Raw genomic sequence first — 17,801 nt, forward strand, 5'->3', positions numbered from 1 at the left:
AACAAAGACGGAAAGGGTCCGCGGTGAGGAACATGCGGGCAATTCTACGGTCATAAGGCCGCGATTGTGTGCTGGCTTGCTCGGAAAAACTGCCAATTTAACATATTGGCGCCTTGCCCAAAATCCCCGCCGTTGTTAGAGTTTGCCGCACTTTTTTACCCACGCGTTGCCTAGGGTCACTTTCCCATGTTCAAGAAACTGCGTGGCATGTTTTCCAGCGATCTTTCCATCGACCTGGGCACTGCCAACACCCTTATTTACGTGCGTGAGCGCGGTATCGTCCTGAATGAGCCTTCCGTTGTGGCCATTCGTACTCACGGCAACCAGAAAAGTGTCGTCGCGGTCGGTACCGAAGCCAAGCGCATGCTGGGTCGTACACCCGGCAACATTGCTGCCATTCGTCCGATGAAGGACGGCGTGATCGCCGACTTCAGCGTTTGCGAAAAAATGCTGCAGTACTTCATCAACAAGGTTCACGAAAACAGCTTCCTGCAGCCGAGCCCACGGGTGCTGATCTGCGTACCGTGCAAGTCGACCCAGGTCGAGCGCCGGGCCATTCGTGAATCGGCGCTGGGCGCCGGTGCACGTGAAGTGTTCCTGATCGAAGAGCCGATGGCCGCGGCCATCGGTGCCGGCCTGCCGGTCGAAGAAGCGCGCGGTTCGATGGTCGTCGACATCGGTGGCGGTACCACCGAAATCGCCCTGATCTCGTTGAATGGTGTGGTTTACGCCGAATCCGTACGGGTCGGTGGCGACCGTTTCGACGAAGCCATCGTGACCTACGTGCGCCGCAACTACGGCAGCCTGATCGGCGAATCCACCGCCGAGCGCATCAAGCAGGAAATCGGTACGGCCTACCCAGGCGGCGAAGTCCGTGAAGTCGACGTGCGCGGCCGTAACCTGGCCGAAGGCGTACCCCGTGCCTTCACCCTGAACTCCAACGAAGTGCTCGAAGCCCTTCAGGAATCGCTGGCGACCATCGTTCAGGCGGTCAAGAGCGCCCTGGAGCAATCGCCGCCGGAACTGGCATCGGACATCGCCGAGCGCGGCCTGGTGCTGACCGGTGGTGGCGCGCTGCTGCGCGACCTGGACAAATTGCTGGCCCAGGAAACCGGCCTGCCGGTCATCGTTGCCGAAGACCCGCTGACCTGTGTCGCCCGTGGCGGCGGTCGTGCCCTGGAAATGATGGACAAACACACCATGGACCTGCTCTCCAGCGAGTGATTCGCCGGTAAGCTGTCCCGATGCCCGGTTTACAGGTAGCGCCCATGGTGCTACCTGTATGGCTGGGCTGACGTCCGCGTGGGCGTCGTTTCCATCAATTCTGCACAGCAGGCCGGTGCGTTGCCGTATGAATGACCTCCTGAATCCTCCACGAGGAGCGGCCTATTAAACCGCTTTTCGCCAAAGGCCCCTCGTTGGGCGTACGCCTGCTCGTGCTGGTCGTGCTGTCGATCGCCTTAATGGTGGTCGATGCCCGCTTTACCTTGCTCAAGCCCGTTCGCGGCCAGATGTCGCTGGTGCTGATGCAGTCCTACCTGGTCACCGATGTGCCGCAGCGTCTGTGGCAGGGTGTGGCGAGCCAGTTCGGTAGTCGTACCGAACTGATTGCCGAGAACGAGAAACTCAAGACCGAAGCCTTGCTGCTGCAAGGTCGCCTGCAGAAGCTGGCGGCCCTGACCGAGCAGAACGTACGCCTGCGCGAGTTGCTCAATTCTTCGGCGCTGGTCAACGAGAAGGTGGAAGTGGCCGAGCTGATCGGCGTCGACCCCAACCCGTTCACTCACCGCATCCTGATCAACAAGGGGGAGCGCGACGGCGTGGTGCTCGGCCAGCCGGTGCTGGATGCCCGCGGCCTGATGGGCCAGGTGGTCGAACTGATGCCGTACACCTCACGGGTGCTGTTGCTCACCGACACTACCCACAGCATTCCGGTGCAGGTCAACCGCAACGGCCTGCGCGCGATTGCCAGCGGTACTGGCAACCCCGAGCGCCTGGAACTGCGCCATGTGGCCGACACCGCCGACATCAAGGAAGGCGATCTGCTGGTGAGCTCCGGCCTTGGCCAGCGTTTCCCGGCCGGCTACCCGGTGGCCACCGTACGTGAAGTGATCCACGATTCCGGGCAACCGTTCGCCATCGTCCGTGCCGTGCCGACAGCTGCGTTGAACCGCAGCCGCTACATGCTGCTGGTGTTCTCCGACAGCCGTACGCCGGAGCAACGCGCCGCCGATGCCGCGCAGGCGCAGGAAGCCGCCGACCGTCAGGCCCAGTCGGGCACTGCCGAGGCGCCGGCCGCCGCTGCCCCGGCTGCTACACCGGCTGCTCCGGCTGTTACGCCGAAACCTGCGACCGCTCCGGCACCGGCCGCTGCCCCGGTGAGCCCGGCGGCGGCCCAGCCCCCTTCCCGGGAGACACACTGATGGTCAGTACCCGCAGCAAGAATGGCTGGGTGGTCTGGTTGACCTTCCTTATCGGCCTGTTGCTCAGCGTGTGGCCGATGCCACCGTTCATGGAAGTGTTCCGCCCACTGTGGTTGGCGCTGCTCCTCGCCTTCTGGACCCTGGCCCTGCCGCACAAGGTCGGCATGGCCACGGCGTTTCTGCTCGGTCTGGCCGAAGACGTGCTGTATGGCACCCTGCTGGGGCAGAACGCCCTGGTGCTGACCCTGATCACGTTCCTGGTGCTGTCGTTGCAGCAGCGTCTGCGGATGTTCCCGATGTGGCAGCAAAGCCTGGTGATTCTGGTGGTCTTCGGCCTGGCCCAGCTGATTCAGCTGTGGCTCAGTGCGTTGACCGGCAACCGCCAGCCAACCCTGGCCCTGATCTGGCCGGCGGTCACCAGTGCCTTGCTCTGGCCGTGGATCAGCTATGGCCTGCGCGGACTGCGTCGTCGCCTGAGCATCAACTAGCCACCGGCTTTCCACTGCTGACAGGGAGACGTCATGATGCCCCCGCTTTACCTGGCCTCTGGGTCGCCGCGTCGTCGCGAGCTGCTGACCCAGATCGGCATCCCCTTTACTGCCGTCAGTGCGGCCATCGACGAGACGCCGCATGCCGGCGAGCAACCGGCCGACTACGTTGTGCGCCTGGCGCTGGGCAAGGCCGAAGCCGGGCTGGCGGCGCTGAATGTTGCCGCCAGCCCGACGGTGGTGCTCGGCGCCGACACCGCCGTGGTGATCGACGGCCGGATTCTTGGCAAACCGCTGGATAAAGCCGATGCCCTGGCCATGCTGGCCATCCTTTCCGGACGCGAGCATGAGGTGCTCACGGCGGTGGCGGTGGTCGACGGCATACGTCGCGAAAGCCTGTTCATTCGGAGCCGGGTAAGCTTGCGTGACATTTCCCGGGAAGAAGCCGAGGCCTATTGGGCCAGCGGCGAGCCGCAGGATAAAGCCGGTGCTTACGCGATTCAGGGCTTGGGCGGGGTCTTCGTGAAAAGTCTGTCGGGCAGCTACTCGGCCGTGGTGGGGCTGCCGGTCAGCGAAACCGCCGAATTGCTCGGCCAATTCGGTATTCCCTGTTGGCAAAACCTGCAGAAGCACTGAACGAGGAACCGCTAACACCGTTTATTGCTCGCCAGCGACTGCCGGGCACTCCATGATTACCTGAAGACCTTTGACGAGAGCCTGCCATGAGTGAAGAGATTCTGATCAATATCACGCCGATGGAATCACGCGTGGCGGTGGTGGAGAACGGTGTTCTTCAGGAAGTGCATGTCGAGCGTACGCAACGTCGTGGCATCGTCGGCAACATCTACAAAGGCAAGGTGGTGCGGGTACTGCCGGGCATGCAGGCGGCGTTCATCGATATCGGCCTGGAGCGCGCGGCGTTCATCCATGCGTCGGAAATTTCCCTGCGCGAAGGCAGCACGGTCGAAACCATTAGCGCCCTGGTGCACGAAGGCCAGAGTCTGGTCGTGCAGGTGACCAAGGACCCGATCGGCTCCAAAGGCGCGCGCCTGACCACCCAGCTGTCGATTCCGTCGCGCTACCTGGTGTACATGCCGCGCACCAGTCATGTCGGTATTTCGCTGAAGATCGAAGACGAAACTGAGCGCGAGCGCCTCAAGCAGGTGGTCACCGATTGCGTAGCCGAGGAAAACATCAAGGACGCCGGCGGCTTCATCCTGCGCACGGCGGCCGAGGGTGCCGGTGCCGATGAAATCCTCATGGACATCCGCTATCTGCGCAGGCTCTGGGACCAGATTGCAGCGCAGATCAAGACTGTCGGCGCCCCCACCGAAATCTACGAAGACCTCGGCCTGGCATTGCGTACCCTGCGTGACCTGGTCAACCCGAAGATCGAAAAGATCCGCATCGACTCGCGGGAAACCTTCCAGAAGACCACACAGTTTGTCGCCGAGCTGATGCCGGAAATCGCCGACCGCCTGGAGCATTACCCGGGGGAACGGCCGATTTTCGACCTGTATGGCGTCGAGGACGAGATCCAGCGGGCACTGGAGCGCAAGGTGCCGCTCAAGTCCGGTGGCTACCTGGTGGTCGACCCCGCCGAAGCGATGACCACCATCGATGTGAATACCGGCGCCTTTGTCGGGCACCGCAACCTCGAAGAAACCATCTTCAAGACCAACCTCGAAGCCGCCACGGCGATTGCCCGGCAACTGCGTCTGCGCAATATCGGCGGGATCATCATCATCGACTTCATCGACATGGAAGATGAGGAGCACCAGCGCCAGGTGTTGCGCACCCTGGAAAAACAGCTGGAGCGCGATCACGCCAAGACCAACATCATCGGCATCACCGAGCTGGGCCTGGTGCAGATGACCCGCAAGCGTACCCGCGAGAGCCTCGAACAGGTGCTCTGCGAGCCCTGCGCGAGCTGCCAGGGGCGCGGTAAGCTGAAAACCCCGGAAACGATTTGTTACGAGATCTTCCGTGAAATTCTGCGCGAGGCCCGTGCGTATCAGGCCGAGGGCTACCGGGTGCTGGCCAATCAGAAGGTGGTCGACCGCCTGTTGGACGAAGAATCGGGTAACGTCGCCGAGCTTGAAGCGTTCATCGGGCGAACCATTCGCTTCCAGGTGGAGTCCATGTACTCCCAGGAACAATACGATGTGGTGCTGCTCTGACACGCGCTGACTTCAATGCCTTGAGCCCGTCGCTGGCAAACCCCTCAAGCCCGGCCATAGTTAATGGACGACTCGGAGGGGCTTTGCCATGGAGCGTCTGACCCGCGTTCTGGGCACCTTGACCCGCTGGGGGCTGGGGGCCTGCGCGCTGCTGGTGGTGCTGGTTGCGCTGTACGTGAGCCTGGGCCGCGAACTGGTGCCGCTGGTCGCCGAATACCGGAGTGAGGTTGAAGACCAGGCCCAGGCCGCGCTCGGCCTGCCGGTGCACATCGGCAGCCTTGAAGGGCGCTGGAGTGGCCTGGCGCCGGTATTGCTGGTGAACGACGTGCAGGTCGGCGAGGGCAGCAGTGCCCTGCGCCTGGATGTGGTCAAGGTGGTGCCGGATCTATGGACCAGCCTGTTGGAACGCCAGGTGCGCCTGGCCAAGGTCGAGCTGGGCGGCTTGCAGCTCAACCTGCATGAAGACGAAAGCGGTGCCTGGGCGCTCAAGGGCTTGCCGGTCCAGGACGATCAGCCGCTGGACGTGCAGCAGCTGTTCGAACGCATGCAGATGGTTTCCAGGGTGTCGGTGCTCGACAGCCAGGTAACCCTCGAACCCTTCGGGCATGAGCCTCTGACCCTGACCTATGTCGGCCTCGGCTTGCAAACCGGTAGTGTGCGTCAGCGCCTCGATGCGCGCATGACCCTGCCGGACGGCCAGCCGCTGAGCCTCAGCCTACGTAGCCGGATCCGCGCTGCGCAGTGGCGCGATGGCGAGGTGGACGCCTACCTGAGCCTGCCGCAAAGCGACTGGTCGAAATGGCTGCCACAGCGCTTGCTCGGGGCGTTCAAGGCCAGCGAACTGCGTGCCGGTGGCGAGTTCTGGGTGAGCTTCGGCAAACAGCAACTGCAAAGCGCCACCGTGCGCCTGAATGCGCCGCAGCTGCAAGGCGCCTACGGGGCACGCAAGCCGATCAAGGTCAACAACCTGGCCTTGAACAGCTGGTTCCGACGTAACGAGCAGGGGTTCGAGGTGATCGTCGATAACCTGGCGATGAGCTTCGGCGAAACCCGTTGGCAATCGCACCTGCAGCTACGCCAGACCGCCGCCAGCGCAAACACCGAGGAACTCTGGGCGCTCCAGGCCGACCGCCTCGACCTGGCCCCGCTGACACCGCTGATCAACGCTGTGGCGCCACTGCCGGACACCCTCATGGCGGTGGTCGACGGGCTGAAGATGACCGGCGCCGTGCGCAACCTCAAGCTCGACCTGCGACCCAAAGCCGAGGGCGACCGCCGGGTAAGCTTCGACGCCAACCTGGAACGGCTCGGTTTCAGTGCCTACCACGGTGCGCCGGCAGCCGACAACGTCAGCGGGCGGATCAGCGGCGACCTCGGTCAGGGCGAACTGCGCCTGGATACCGAAGCGTTCATGCTGCACCTGGTGCCGATCTTCGCCAACCCCTGGCATTACAAGAAGGCCAACGCACTGCTGACCTACCACCTGGACAAGGACGGCTTCACCCTGATCGCGCCGTACCTTAAGGTGCTCGGCGAGGAGGGCAGGATTGCCGGTGACTTCCTGATCCGCCTGCTGTTCGACGACACCCGCGAAGATTACATGGACTTGCGCGTCGGTCTGGTCGATGGCGATGGTCGCTACACTGGCAAGTACCTGCCGGAAGTGCTCAGCCCAGCGGTTGATCACTGGCTGCGCACCGCGATTCTCAAGGGCGCGGTGGACGAAGGCTATTTCCAGTACCAGGGCTCGCTGAACCACAACGCGCCGGCGCATGCCCGCAGCATCAGCCTGTTCTTCAAGGTGCATGACGCTGCGCTGGACTTCCAGCCGGGCTGGCCGCAGGTGAGCAAGGTCGACGGCGATGTGTTCATCGATGACGCCGGGGTGCGGATCAAGGCGCGTAGCGGGTTGCTGCTCAATACCACGGTGAGCAATGTCGCGGTCGATATTCCCCACGTGGCGGCCGATGAGCATAGCCACCTGTACCTGGACGGTGACTTCGATGGCAGCCTGGGCGAGGGGGTGAAGGTGCTCCAAGAGGCGCCGATCGGCACCGGCCCGACCTTCGCCGGCTGGGAAGGCGAGGGCCCGCTCAAGGGTAAGTTGACGCTCGACATCCCGCTGGTCAAAGGCCAGGCGCCCAAGGTGCTGGTGGACTTTGCCACCGACGAGGCCCGGCTGAAAATTGCCGAGCCGCCGTTGGAACTGAGCCAGCTCAAAGGCGACTTCCGTTTCGACTTCGATAAGGGCTTGAGTGGCCAGAACATCACTGCGCGGGCCTTCGACAAGCCGATCAGCGCGCAGATCTTTGCCGAGGGCAAACCGGGACAATTGCAGACCCGCGTCACTGCCAATGGCCAGATTGCCCTGAAAACGCTGACCGGCTGGTTGAAATTCAGCCAACCGTTGCCGGCCTCTGGCGAGATTCCTTACCAGCTACAGGTGCACCTGGGGGCGCAGAACAACCTGCTGAGCGTCGATTCCAACCTCAAGGGCCTGGCGGTCGACCTGCCGGCGCCGTTCGGTAAGGCCGCGGCAGAAACGCGCAATAGCCAGTTCCGGATGACCCTGCAAGGCGCCGAGCGCCGTTTCGACGTCCGCTATGCCGACCTCGCCACCCTGGCGTATGCCGGCGCCGTCGACAAGTTGGCCCAGGGGCGGGGTGAATTACTGCTCGGCGGTGGCACTGTGCAGATGCCTGCCGGACAAGGCCTGCGGGTGCGCGGCAAGTTGAGCGAACTGAACCTGGAGCCTTGGCAGCAGCAAGTCGAACGCTTTGCCGGCAACGATCCGGGTGGCAGTGCCCGGCAGTCGTTGCGCGGTGTCGATGTCACGGTGGGGCAGTTGCGTGGCTATGGCATGAACCTGAACCAGGCGCTGGTACGCCTGGACCGCAACAGCGACAACTGGCTGCTGCGCCTGGACAGTCAGGAAGTGATCGGCAATGCCCGCGTGCCGGATGCGAAGGGCGCGCCGATCGTGGTCAACCTGCCGACCATTCACCTGCCGCCGGCCGACCCCGCCGAAGCCGCCTCGCCGGATGGCCCGGACCCGTTGGCCAATGTCGACCCGCGCAAGATCCCGGCAGTGGACCTGAACATTGGCAAGCTGTTTCGCGGTGACGATCTGCTGGGTAGCTTCGCCCTCAAGGTGCGGCCGACCGCCAAGGGCATCACGCTCAACGATCTGGACCTGAGCCTCAAGGGAGGCCTGCTGATCGATGGCACGGCTGGCTGGGAAGGCGCTGCGGGCGCAACCAGCAGTTGGTACAAGGGCCGTGTCGAAGGCAAGAACCTCGCCGATGTACTGCAAGCCTGGGGCTTTGCGCCCACCGTGACCAGCCGCGATTTCCGTCTCGATGTCGACGGCCGCTGGCCCGGCTCGCCGGCCTGGGTGGCGCTCAGGCGCTTCTCCGGCAGCCTGGATGCGGCCTTGCGCTCGGGGCAGTTTGTCGAAGTTGAAGGTGGCGCCCAGGCCCTGCGGGTGTTTGGCCTGCTGAACTTCAATTCGATTGGCCGGCGCTTGCGGCTGGATTTCTCCGACCTGCTCGACAAGGGCTTGAGCTATGACCGGGTCAAGGGCTTGCTGGTCGCCAGCGAAGGTGTCTACGTGACCCGCGAGCCGATTACCCTGACCGGACCGTCGAGTAACCTGGAGTTGGACGGCACCCTGGATATGGTCAGCGACCGGGTCGATGCCAACCTGCAGGTCAGCCTGCCGGTGACCAACAACCTGCCGCTGGCCGCGTTGATCGTCGGTGCGCCGGCGGTCGGTGGTGCACTGTTCCTGGTCGACCGCCTGCTGGGTGATCGGGTGGCCCGCTACGCGAGCGTGCATTATCGGGTCGAGGGGCCGTGGAAAGAGCCTAAGATTAGCTTTATCAAACCTTTCGAGAAGTCACGCTAAGACATGGACAAGATCGCAGTCATCCAGATGGTCAGCCAAGACGATGTGCTGGGCAATCTGCAGCAGGCCCGCCAGTTGTTGCAGCAGGCCGCCGATGGCGGTGCGCGGCTGGCGGTGCTGCCGGAAAACTTCGCCGCCATGGGCCGTCGCGACAGTGCGGCCATGGGGCGCGCCGAAGCGCTGGGCCAGGGCCCGATCCTGCCGTGGTTGAAACAGACTGCGCGCGACCTCAGATTGTGGATCGTAGCGGGGACCGTGCCGTTGCCGCCCGTCGATCAGCCCGAGGCCAAAGCCCATGCCTGCTCCCTGCTGATCGACGAGCACGGCGAGCAGGTCGCCCGCTACGACAAATTGCACCTGTTCGATGTGGATGTCGCCGATGCCCGCGGGCGTTACCGCGAGTCCGACGACTATGCCCATGGCGGGCAGGTGGTGGTGGCCGATACGCCGGTGGGGCGCGTGGGCCTGAGTGTTTGTTACGACCTGCGTTTCCCCGAGTTGTACAGTGCCTTGCGCGCCGCCGGGGCGGAACTGATCACCGCGCCGGCGGCGTTTACCGCCGTGACCGGCGCGGCGCACTGGGAAGTGCTGATTCGCGCGCGCGCCATCGAAACCCAATGCTATCTACTGGCGGCCGCCCAAGGCGGTACCCACCCGGGGCCACGGGAAACCCATGGCCATGCCGCAATCGTCGATCCCTGGGGGCGCATCATCGCCGAACAGGCCAGTGGCGAAGCGGTGCTGCTGGCGACCCGCGACAGCAGCGAACAGGCGTCCATTCGGGCGCGGATGCCGGTGGCCTCGCACCGGCGCTTTTTCTCGCAGGACGCCTTGCGGCCTGCGCACACCTCGGAGTGACTATGAGCGAGTTGTTATCCACTGTCAGTGAGCACCTGCTGGCGCCGGGCGGCCTGACCCTCGACAGCCTGCAATCGGTGCTCGGCGAGCTGGCCGGCCCCGGTATCGACGCCGCCGACCTGTACTTCCAGGGGCAGATTTCGGAGTCCTGGGCGCTGGAAGACGGCATCGTCAAGGAAGGCAGTTTCAACCTCGACCAGGGCGTGGGCGTACGTGCCCAGTCTGGCGAGAAAACCGGTTTTGCCTACAGCAACGCGATCAGCCTGGAAGCGCTGAACTCAGCGGCCAAGGCCGCGCGTTCGATTTCCCGTGCCGGGCAGAACGGCACCGTTCAGGCCTTCAAGAGCCAGGACGTGACCGCCTTGTATGCGCCGGACAACCCACTGGAGGTGATGAGCCGCGCCGAGAAAGTCGAGCTGCTCAAGCGCGTCGATACCGCGACCCGCGCGCTGGACCCGCGTATTCAGCAGGTCAGCGTGAGCATGGCTGGGGTGTGGGAGCGCATCCTGATCGCCGCCGCCGATGGCAGCCTGGCGGCCGATGTACGGCCGCTGGTGCGCTTCAGTGTCAGTGTGATCGTCGAGCAGAACGGCCGCCGCGAGCGCGGTGGCCAGGGCGGCGGCGGGCGCACCGACTACCGCTACTTCACCGACGAGCGGGTCATGGGCTACGCCCGCGAAGCGCTGCGCCAGGCGTTGGTCAACCTCGAAGCCATTCCGGCGCCGGCCGGTACGTTGCCGGTGGTGCTCGGCTCCGGCTGGTCTGGTGTGCTGCTGCACGAAGCCGTGGGGCATGGCCTGGAAGGCGACTTCAACCGCAAGGGCAGTTCGGCCTATAGCGGCCACCTGGGTGAGAAAGTCGCCTCAAGCCTGTGCACCATCGTCGACGATGGCACCCTTGAAGGCCGTCGTGGCTCGCTGAGCGTCGACGACGAAGGTACCCCGACCGAGTGCACCACGCTGATCGAGAACGGCATCCTCAAGGGCTATATGCAGGACAAGCTCAATGCGCGCCTGATGGGGATGGCGGTCACCGGTAACGGCCGTCGCGAATCTTATGCACACCTGCCGATGCCACGCATGACCAACACCTACATGCGGGCTGGCGAAAGCGATCCGGAAGAAATCATCAAATCGGTGAAACGCGGGATCTACTGCGCCAACCTCGGCGGCGGCCAGGTCGATATCACCAGTGGCAAGTTCGTCTTCTCCACCAGCGAGGCGTACCTGATCGAAGACGGCAAGATTACTGCCCCGGTCAAGGGCGCGACGCTGATTGGCAACGGTCCGGAAGCCATGAGCAAGGTGTCGATGGTCGGTAACGACCTGGCACTCGATAGTGGCGTGGGTACCTGTGGCAAGGATGGTCAGTCGGTGCCGGTAGGCGTTGGCCAGCCGACCCTGAAGATCGATGCGATCACCGTGGGTGGCACGGGCGCATGAAGGTGAAACCGGGCGGGCAGGGCGCCTGCCCGGTCGCGAGGCTCAACGCAGACCGCGTTGAACTTCGTCCAGGGTGCGAATGTACTTGAAGATCTTGCGGCTGGCGCTAGGCGGCTTGTTGGTCTTCAACTCATGCTGGGCCTGGCGGATCAGCGAGCGCAGTTGCTGGCGATCGGCTTCCGGGTATTCCTGGACGAACTTCTCCAGGACTTCGTCGGTGCCGTCGATCAGCCGGTCGCGCCAGCGTTCGAGGCCGTGGAAGCGCTCGTTGTACTGGCGCGAGGAGGCGTCGAGTTGGTCAAGCAGCGCGTTGATCGCGTCGATGTCCTGGTCACGCATCAGCTTGCCGATGAACGACTTGTGGCGTCTTTTCGCCTCGTTTGCCGTGTGGCGCTTGTGCTCTTCCAGAGCTGCGCGCAGCTCGTCGGTAAGAGGCAGCTTGGCCAGGGTATCGGGTTTGAGCAAGGTGAGGCGCTCGCCCATATCGACCAGCGCCTGCATCTCGCGCTTGACCTGGGTTTTGCTTTTTTCGCCGTCGAAGGCGCTGTCGTAAGAATCAACCATGGGGGCAGTCCGCTGAGAATCGCCGCCATGATAACCAGTCGGGGGCCGCTTGTCCGGCCCGGTCGTACAATGACCCTCGCCGAACGCAGAATTTGAGTGGAGAAAACCATGAGTGCAGTCCAGAGCGTAGGTCCGCAAGCCCTGCCGGCCTTGCAGGAGCAGGTCGAGCAGATCATCGCCGAAGCCAAGCGCCAGGGCGCCAGCGCCTGCGAAGTGGCGGTGTCGCTGGAGCAGGGGCTGTCGACCTCGGTGCGTCAGCGGGAAGTGGAAACCGTCGAATTCAATCGCGACCAGGGTTTTGGTATCACCTTATACCTTGGCCAGCGCAAGGGCTCGGCCAGTACCTCGGCCACTGGCGCCGACGCGATAAAGGAAACCGTTGCGGCGGCGCTGGCGATTGCCAGGCACACCTCCGAAGACGACTGTTCCGGGCTTGCCGACCAGGCATTGATGGCCACTACGCCGCAGGATTTCGATCTTTACCACGCCTGGGACATCAGCCCCGAGCAGGCCATCGAGAAAGCCCTGGCCTGTGAAGCTGCCGCGTTCGCGGCTGACGCACGGATCAAGAACGCCGATGGCACCACCCTCAGCACCCACCAGGGCTGCCGGGTGTACGGCAACAGCCATGGCTTCATCGGTAGCTATGCCTCGACCCGGCACAGCCTGAGCTGCGTGATGATCGCCGAGGGCGACGGGCAGATGCAGCGCGACTACTGGTACGACGTGAACCGCCAGGGCGAGCTGTTGGCCGACCCGGTGAGCATCGGCACGCGCGCCGCGCAACGTGCGGCCAGCCGCCTGGGCGCGCGCCCGGTGCCAACCTGCGAAGTGCCGGTGCTGTTTTCCGCTGAGCTGGCCGGTGGCTTGTTCGGCAGCTTCCTCTCGGCCATTTCCGGCGGCAACCTGTACCGCAAGTCGTCGTTCCTGGAAGGCACTCTCGGCCAGCGCCTGTTTCCGACTTGGCTGACCCTCGACGAACGTCCGCATCTGCCGCGTGCGCTGGGCAGTGCCTGGTTCGATGGCGATGGCCTGGCCACCTATGCCAAGCCGTTCGTCGAAAAAGGTGAGCTGGTGTCCTATGTGCTGGGTACCTATTCGGGCCGCAAACTCGGCCTGCCCAGCACGGCCAATGCCGGTGGCGTGCATAACCTGTATGTCAGCCACGGCAGCGAAGACCAGGCAGCGCTGATTCGGCGCATGGGCCGCGGCCTGCTGGTGACCGAGCTGATGGGGCATGGCCTGAACATGGTGACCGGTGATTACTCGCGGGGCGCAGCGGGGTATTGGGTCGAAAACGGCGAGATCCAGTTCGCCGTTCAGGAAGTGACGATTGCCGGCAATATGAAAGACATGTTCCAGCAGATTGTCGCCATCGGTAACGATCTGGAAACCCGCAGCAACATTCATACAGGCTCGGTGCTGATCGAGCGGATGACGGTTGCCGGTAGCTAAACCGGCGCTACGTTGTGCGGGGCCTACATAGGTATGCCTCGCGTGCCCATCCTGGCTTGTTAGCGTGCTGCCCGGCCGTCGACAGTGATTGGCTGCGGGCGTCTCAGCGATGCGTCCCAAGTGGTTCTGTCGAACGGCTGACAGCCGTGCACCCTGGTGCGCGGCGCACGCAGCTTAACTTTGACAGGAAGGTTCACCCATGGACGACTTCAACACCGCAGTAGGCCCTCATCTACTCGACGGCATGCATGGCCAGCTTCAGCACCTGCTCGACGAGGCGCGACGGCAAGGTGCCGACGCCTGCGAGGCACGCCTGCTGCGCCGGCGCAGCCTGTACAGCACGCGGGTTGCCGGGCAGAGCCAGAGCCAGTCGGCGAAGGCTGGCCGCGAATTCACAGTGGCCGTGGCGGTGCTGCTGGGGCAGCAAAAAGGGCTGCAGATTACTCCGGCGGAGGACGGTAAAAACTTCAGCGAAACGGTCGCCAAGGCACTGAGGCAGGCCCGCGAAGCCGCGCCTGATCCGTTGGTCGGGCTGGCCGATGCCGCACGCATGCCGACCAGCGTGACCGACCTGGCGCTTTTTCACGACTGGAGCTTCGATCCCGAAGCCGCCAGCGCGACTGTCGCCGCCTGCGAACAGGCGGCACTGGCGAGCGACCCGCGCATAGTGCAAGTTCCCTCCTGCTACGTGGTTGCCCAGCAAAACTGCGAGGTGTACGGCAACAGCCATGGTTTCATTGGCGGGTATGCCGGGAGTACCTATCAGCTCACGTGTGTTGCGAAGGCGGCGCAGGCCGGGAGCAAGCGTACCTGCGAGAAATCCCTGGTGCAGCGCACTCCGGCAGTGCTGCAGGCGCCGGAGCTGATCGGTCGACAGGCTGCAGAACGCGCGTTGCGCCTGCTTGGCGGTCGGCCCGTGGTTGAGGGCGATTATCCATTGATCTGTGGGCCGGACGCCGGCACAGAGTTGCTTGGTGGGTTCCTCCAGGCCATCCAGGGCGGCAAGGTTCTGGCCGGTCAGTCGTTTCTCGCGGGATGCCTGGGGCAGACGCTGTTCGACCAGCGGATTGCCATCCGCGAGTACCCATCACTGCCCGGTGGGCTGGGCAGCATTCCGTTCGATGCCGATGGGGTGACGGCAATGGACCAGGCGTTTGTCGAGGCGGGGCGCTTGCGCGGTTACGCACTCAATGCCGAAACGGCCCGTGGGCTGAACCTGACCACTACCGGCAACGCGGTAGACAATGAACTTGAGATTGCGCGCAACTTGACCCTGGAAGCGCCCGCGCTTGCCTACACGGCGCTGCTTGCCAGCGTGGCGCGTGGCGTGCTGGTCGATGCCGTCAAGCCGATACAGCTGGATCTGGCCAGCGGACAATTCAGCCTGATCGGCGTGGGCTTCTGGGTGGAGCATGGGGTAATTCAGCATCCGCTCGCACCGTTTGTCGTTTCCGGCAACCTCAAGGAGGCTTTCGCGGCAATTAGCGACGTTGCCGACGACAGGCCTGCCTATGGCCGAATTTGCACGGGCTCGTGGCTGATTGAACGGTTGCATGTCCGACCGCGTTAAGCTCAGTTAGCCAGCAACCCGGCCTATAGGCCGGGTTTGCACAATCGGATTCCACCCTTGATATGATTATTGTTATCATTTAATAATGAATATCATTATCTTGGTGATGATGTTCATGAAACCAGTCCTCCACGAATTACCGTACCTCGAAAACTGGCGTTGGCTCAGTCGGCGGATCCGCTGCGCGCTGGACCCGGACGAGCCGCGCCTGGTCGAACACTACCTGGCCGAAGGGCGCTATCTGGTCTGTTGCACCGAGACCTCCGCCTGGACCGTCGCCCTGACTTCATTGCGCCTGCTGCTCGACACCGCCTGCGATCGCATGCTGCCGTGGCATTGGCGCTGCCTGTGCCTTGACCAGGCCTGGAAGCCACTGCTGCAGCTGCGCAGGCTTGACGGTGGCGAGCACGGTGAGCGCTGGCAGCCTTACGCCCTGCAACTGGCGAACTGCACGCTCCTGCCTTCGATTTCTTTCGCTGAACTGATGCAAGGACTTGATGATGAGTAATACCCGTATCGAGCGTGACAGCATGGGTGAACTGCAGGTGCCCGCCGAGGCCCTGTATGGCGCCCAGACCCAGCGCGCGGTGAATAACTTCCCGATCAGCCAGCAGCGCATGCCTACCCAGTTCATCCGTGCCCTGCTGCTGGCCAAGGCGGCTGCCGCCAAGGCGAACGTCGAGCTTGAGCAGATCTCGCAGGCTCAGGGTCAGGCCATTGTCGCCGCCGTGGAGCAATTGCTGGCTGGCGACTTCATGCAGCACTTTCCGGTGGACGTGTACCAGACCGGCTCCGGCACCAGCTCGAACATGAACGCCAACGAAGTGATCGCCACCCTGGCCAGCCGCGTCGCCAACGACACGGTCAACCCGAACGATCACGTCAACTGCGGTCAGAGCAGCAACGACATCATCCCGACCACCATCCACGTCAGCGCTGCGCTGGCCCTGCACGAGCAGTTGCTGCCGGCGCTCGCGCACCTGGTGCAGGTGATCGAGCGCAAGGCGGTGGACGTACACCCGTTCATCAAGACCGGACGTACCCACCTGATGGACGCCATGCCGGTGCGCATGAGCCAGGTGCTCGGCGGCTGGGCGGCACAAGTGAACGCCAGCATCGGTCATCTGCAGAACAGCCTGCCAAGCCTGCAGGCTCTGGCGCAGGGCGGCACGGCCGTCGGTACCGGGATCAATGCGCACCCGGCGTTTGCTGCACGGTTCGCCAAGCAGTTGAGCGACCTGACCGAGGTGCAGTTCGTGCCGGGCGATAACCTGTTCGCCCTGATCGGCTCGCAAGACGCCGCCGTGGCGTTGTCCGGTCAGCTCAAGGCCACGGCGGTGGCGCTGATGAAAATCGCCAACGACCTGCGCTGGATGAACTCCGGCCCGCTCGCCGGGCTGGGTGAAATCGAACTCGAAGGTCTGCAGCCGGGCTCTTCAATCATGCCGGGCAAGGTCAACCCGGTCATCCCGGAAGCCACCGCCATGGTCGCCGCCCAGGTGATCGGCAACGACGCGACCATCGCCGTCGCCGGGCAGTCGGGCAACTTCGAACTGAACGTGATGCTGCCGATCATCGCCCAGAACCTGCTGTCGAGCATCGAGTTGATGGCCAATGTCAGCCGCCTGTTGGCCGACAAGGCTATCGCCAGCTTCAAGGTCAACGAGCCGAAGCTCAAGGAAGCTCTGGCGCGCAACCCGATTCTGGTCACTGCGCTGAATCCGATCATCGGCTACCAGAAGGCCGCCGAAATCGCTAAGACCGCCTACAAGCAAGGGCGGCCGATTATCGACGTGGCGCTGGAATACACCGATCTGCCACGCAGCCAGCTGGAAGCCCTGCTGGACCCGGAGAAGCTCACGGCCGGCGGTATCTGACGTCGATCAGCGCTTTGGAGGTTGCTCATGCAGCATTGGAAACGCACCACTGAAATCGCCATGCTGCAGGCCAGCCAGGAGCCGCGCCTATCGTCGGCGTTACCCGCCGGTCAGGACCAGGCGCCAGCCCCCGCCTTTCAATACGGAATCCATTGATATGCCTTATACCTTGCCTGCATTGCCGTACGCCTACGATGCGCTGGAACCGCACATCGACACCCAGACCATGCAGATCCACCACAGCAAGCACCACCAGACCTATATCAACAACCTCAATGCCGCTGTCGAAGGCACCGAGTACGCCGAGTGGCCGGTCGAGCAATTGGTGGCCAGCGTCAACAGCCTGCCGCAACACCTGCAGGCCGCCGTGATCAACCAGGGCGGCGGGCATGCCAACCATTCGCTGTTCTGGACCGTCATGTCGCCTAGCGGTGGCGGACTGCCACAGGGTGGGCTCGGTGAGGCCATCGACGATCAGTTGGGCGGCTTCGACGCCTTCAAGGATGCGTTCACCAAAGCCGCGCTGACCCGCTTCGGCAGCGGCTGGGCCTGGCTCAGCGTTACCCCGCAGAAGACCCTGGTGGTCGAAAGCAGCGGTAACCAGGACAGCCCGCTGATGAACGGCAACACGCCGATTCTTGGCCTGGACGTGTGGGAACACGCCTACTACCTGCTGTATCAGAACCGCCGCCCGGAATACATCAATGCCTTCTACAACGTGATCGACTGGTCCGAAGTAGAGCGGCGCTACCGCGCCGCTCTCGCGTGAGCCATACCGGCATGCGTTTCGACGCTCTGGCCATTGGCAGTGTGCGCTTGTTCCGGCTGGCGCTGGGTAGCTTGGTGCTTCTGATCGGCACCGCATTGCTGGTGGTCCAGGGATTTGCCTGGCTCGACCTTGAGCCACGGATGCTGCGCGTCCTCGAGTGGGCAGCGTTGTGTGCCCTGACTACTGCCTGATGATGGTGGTGGATATGGCGTTGTCCTGACGCGCGCCGCCGTTGTCGGTGCAAGGCTATATACTTCACGCTTTTGGT

General features: G+C 63.5%; 14 protein-coding genes and 1 pseudogene. 14 read left to right on the forward strand and 1 reads right to left on the reverse strand.

Translation table 11 applies throughout. The features are described 5' to 3' along the window. Positions 1–186 precede the first annotated feature (186 nt). The 8 genes from mreB to tldD all read left to right on the forward strand — a co-directional run bounded on the left by mreB (position 187) and on the right by tldD (position 11,298). Positions 187–1,224: a rod shape-determining protein MreB gene (gene mreB / locus DCO48_RS04935; RefSeq protein WP_008371426.1), complete on the forward strand. Its 1,038-nt coding sequence runs from the start codon at positions 187–189 to the stop codon at positions 1,222–1,224. 164 nt (positions 1,225–1,388) lie between these two features. Continuing rightward, positions 1,389–2,423 (forward strand): rod shape-determining protein MreC, encoded by a 1,035-nt coding sequence (mreC, locus tag DCO48_RS04940; RefSeq protein ID WP_116549501.1) that lies wholly within the window; start codon positions 1,389–1,391, stop codon positions 2,421–2,423. After that, positions 2,423–2,911 carry a rod shape-determining protein MreD gene (gene mreD, locus DCO48_RS04945; protein WP_116549502.1) on the forward strand — a complete coding sequence of 163 codons (489 nt, stop codon included), beginning with the start codon at positions 2,423–2,425 and terminating at the stop codon, positions 2,909–2,911. The genes mreC and mreD overlap by 1 nt, the downstream gene beginning before the upstream one ends. A 36-nt stretch (positions 2,912–2,947) precedes the next feature. Continuing rightward, on the forward strand, positions 2,948–3,547 hold the full coding sequence (locus DCO48_RS04950; protein WP_116549540.1) for a nucleoside triphosphate pyrophosphatase: 600 nt from the start codon (positions 2,948–2,950) through the stop codon (positions 3,545–3,547). A gap of 86 nt (positions 3,548–3,633) precedes the next feature. Continuing rightward, positions 3,634–5,091 carry a ribonuclease G gene (gene rng / locus DCO48_RS04955; protein WP_116549503.1) on the forward strand — a complete coding sequence of 486 codons (1,458 nt, stop codon included), beginning with the start codon at positions 3,634–3,636 and terminating at the stop codon, positions 5,089–5,091. Positions 5,092–5,179: 88 nt separating this feature from the next. After that, positions 5,180–8,998: a YhdP family protein gene (locus tag DCO48_RS04960; RefSeq protein ID WP_116549504.1), complete on the forward strand. Its 3,819-nt coding sequence runs from the start codon at positions 5,180–5,182 to the stop codon at positions 8,996–8,998. 3 nt (positions 8,999–9,001) lie between these two features. After that, the gene (locus tag DCO48_RS04965) at positions 9,002–9,856 is read left to right on the forward strand and encodes a carbon-nitrogen hydrolase family protein (protein WP_116549505.1); all 855 of its coding nucleotides are present in this window, start codon (positions 9,002–9,004) and stop codon (positions 9,854–9,856) included. A gap of 2 nt (positions 9,857–9,858) precedes the next feature. Next, on the forward strand, positions 9,859–11,298 hold the full coding sequence (gene tldD, locus DCO48_RS04970; RefSeq protein ID WP_116549506.1) for a metalloprotease TldD: 1,440 nt from the start codon (positions 9,859–9,861) through the stop codon (positions 11,296–11,298). A 42-nt stretch (positions 11,299–11,340) separates the two neighbouring features. On the opposite strand, the gene yjgA is transcribed toward tldD, so the two are convergent. Continuing rightward, positions 11,341–11,862 (reverse strand): ribosome biogenesis factor YjgA, encoded by a 522-nt coding sequence (gene yjgA, locus DCO48_RS04975; RefSeq protein WP_116549507.1) that lies wholly within the window; start codon positions 11,860–11,862, stop codon positions 11,341–11,343. Positions 11,863–11,970: 108 nt separating this feature from the next. Between yjgA and pmbA the strand changes: the two genes are divergently transcribed. The 6 genes and pseudogenes from pmbA to DCO48_RS05005 all read left to right on the forward strand — a co-directional run. Continuing rightward, the gene (pmbA, locus tag DCO48_RS04980) at positions 11,971–13,317 is read left to right on the forward strand and encodes a metalloprotease PmbA (protein ID WP_116549508.1); all 1,347 of its coding nucleotides are present in this window, start codon (positions 11,971–11,973) and stop codon (positions 13,315–13,317) included. Between the two features lie 199 nt (positions 13,318–13,516). Continuing rightward, entirely contained in the window at positions 13,517–14,887 is a 1,371-nt protein-coding gene (locus DCO48_RS04985; protein WP_116549509.1) for a TldD/PmbA family protein, read from the forward strand. A 106-nt stretch (positions 14,888–14,993) separates the two neighbouring features. Then, entirely contained in the window at positions 14,994–15,395 is a 402-nt protein-coding gene (locus DCO48_RS04990; protein ID WP_116549541.1) for a FagA protein, read from the forward strand. After that, positions 15,388–16,764, forward strand: coding sequence for a lyase family protein (locus tag DCO48_RS04995; protein WP_116549510.1), 1,377 nt, complete (start codon positions 15,388–15,390; stop codon positions 16,762–16,764). The genes DCO48_RS04990 and DCO48_RS04995 overlap by 8 nt, the downstream gene beginning before the upstream one ends. A gap of 157 nt (positions 16,765–16,921) precedes the next feature. Then, positions 16,922–17,533, forward strand: coding sequence for a superoxide dismutase (locus tag DCO48_RS05000; protein ID WP_116549511.1), 612 nt, complete (start codon positions 16,922–16,924; stop codon positions 17,531–17,533). Between the two features lie 11 nt (positions 17,534–17,544). Next, positions 17,545–17,721, forward strand: a pseudogene (locus tag DCO48_RS05005) (ZIP family metal transporter); the annotation flags it as partial. Positions 17,722–17,801: the final 80 nt, after the last annotated feature.

This window comes from Pseudomonas sp. SDI (assembly GCF_003105155.1).
Lineage (GTDB): Bacteria > Pseudomonadota > Gammaproteobacteria > Pseudomonadales > Pseudomonadaceae > Aquipseudomonas.

Excerpts from the sequence above, each read along its gene's own strand:
- DCO48_RS05000 (WP_116549511.1), top strand. The coding sequence starts at position 16,922 with ATGCCTTATACCTTGCCTGCATTGCCGTACGCCTACGATGCGCTGGAA.
- pmbA (WP_116549508.1), top strand. The coding sequence starts at position 11,971 with ATGAGTGCAGTCCAGAGCGTAGGTCCGCAAGCCCTGCCGGCCTTGCAG.
- mreD (WP_116549502.1), top strand. The coding sequence starts at position 2,423 with ATGGTCAGTACCCGCAGCAAGAATGGCTGGGTGGTCTGGTTGACCTTC.
- DCO48_RS04990 (WP_116549541.1), top strand. The coding sequence starts at position 14,994 with ATGATGTTCATGAAACCAGTCCTCCACGAATTACCGTACCTCGAAAAC.
- DCO48_RS04965 (WP_116549505.1), top strand. The coding sequence starts at position 9,002 with ATGGACAAGATCGCAGTCATCCAGATGGTCAGCCAAGACGATGTGCTG.
- rng (WP_116549503.1), top strand. The coding sequence starts at position 3,634 with ATGAGTGAAGAGATTCTGATCAATATCACGCCGATGGAATCACGCGTG.
- DCO48_RS04995 (WP_116549510.1), top strand. The coding sequence starts at position 15,388 with ATGAGTAATACCCGTATCGAGCGTGACAGCATGGGTGAACTGCAGGTG.
- DCO48_RS04950 (WP_116549540.1), top strand. The coding sequence starts at position 2,948 with ATGCCCCCGCTTTACCTGGCCTCTGGGTCGCCGCGTCGTCGCGAGCTG.
- DCO48_RS04960 (WP_116549504.1), top strand. The coding sequence starts at position 5,180 with ATGGAGCGTCTGACCCGCGTTCTGGGCACCTTGACCCGCTGGGGGCTG.
- yjgA (WP_116549507.1), bottom strand. The coding sequence starts at position 11,862 with ATGGTTGATTCTTACGACAGCGCCTTCGACGGCGAAAAAAGCAAAACC.
- DCO48_RS04985 (WP_116549509.1), top strand. The coding sequence starts at position 13,517 with ATGGACGACTTCAACACCGCAGTAGGCCCTCATCTACTCGACGGCATG.
- tldD (WP_116549506.1), top strand. The coding sequence starts at position 9,859 with ATGAGCGAGTTGTTATCCACTGTCAGTGAGCACCTGCTGGCGCCGGGC.
- mreB (WP_008371426.1), top strand. The coding sequence starts at position 187 with ATGTTCAAGAAACTGCGTGGCATGTTTTCCAGCGATCTTTCCATCGAC.